The 886-nt window shown below is 61.6% G+C and carries 1 protein-coding gene; it reads left to right on the top strand.

All coding sequences use genetic code 11. The features are described 5' to 3' along the window. The coding region (locus tag ABB27_RS18785) for a D-alanyl-D-alanine carboxypeptidase family protein (RefSeq protein WP_161809672.1) at positions 1-763 on the top strand (763 nt) is incomplete at its 5' end. Positions 764-886 lie beyond the last annotated feature (123 nt).

Raw genomic sequence — 886 nt, 5'->3', positions numbered from 1 at the left:
GCTGGCCGAGCACGCGGCCGGTAGCCAGGAAGCATTTGCGGCGCTGATGAACAGCTACGCGGCCAAGATCGGCATGAAGGATTCGCACTTCGTCAACGCACACGGCCTGAATGCCGAGGGCCATCAGTCCAGCGCCTACGATCTGGCGTTGTTGGGCCGCGCGTTCGTGCGTGATTACCCGGAAACCTACGCCTACAACAAGATCAAGGAATTCACGGTAGGCAAGATCACCCAGCCGAACCGCAACCTGCTGTTGTGGCGTGACCAGAGCGTGGACGGCATCAAGACCGGCCACACCTCGGCAGCTGGTTACTGCCTGTTGAGCTCGGCGCAACGCGGTGATCAGCGTCTGGTGGCGGTATTGATGGGCGGCGCTTCGGAGAAGCAGCGCGCCAATGACAGCCTGGCGTTGTTGAACTGGGGCTTCCGTTTCTTCGAAACCCATCGCATGTATGAGCCGGGCAAGGCCGTGACCACGCAGCATGTGTGGAAGGGTGCGGCCGACGAGGTGCAGCTGGGTGTGGCACAGCCGATGCTGGTAAGCGTGCCGCGCGGTCGTTACAACGATCTGAAGCCGTCGATGGACGTGCCGAAGGAGTTGGTGGCACCGATTGCAGCGGGTCAGCAGATTGGCACGGTCAAGGTGTCGCTGGACGGCAAGGTAGTTGCCGAGGCGCCGCTGGTAGCTGTGCAGGCGGTGGAAGAAGGTGGTTTCTTCAAGCGTCTGTGGGATGCCTTCATGATGTGGTGGAAGTCCGAATAAGGGCTGTCACAGGCTGAAAAGCCGAGCGGCGTTGCGGTGTTCTGTCGACCGGGGTTCAGGTCGATGGGATGCGGTGACGCCGCTTTTGTTTTGCCCGAGCGGAGCGCAGCTCTGCTCCCTCCC

This window comes from Stenotrophomonas terrae, assembly GCF_001431465.1.
GTDB classification, from domain to species: Bacteria; Pseudomonadota; Gammaproteobacteria; order Xanthomonadales; family Xanthomonadaceae; genus Stenotrophomonas; species Stenotrophomonas terrae.
The sequence above is the reverse complement of the archived record's forward strand: the minus strand, read 5'-3'. Positions and strand labels throughout refer to the sequence as shown.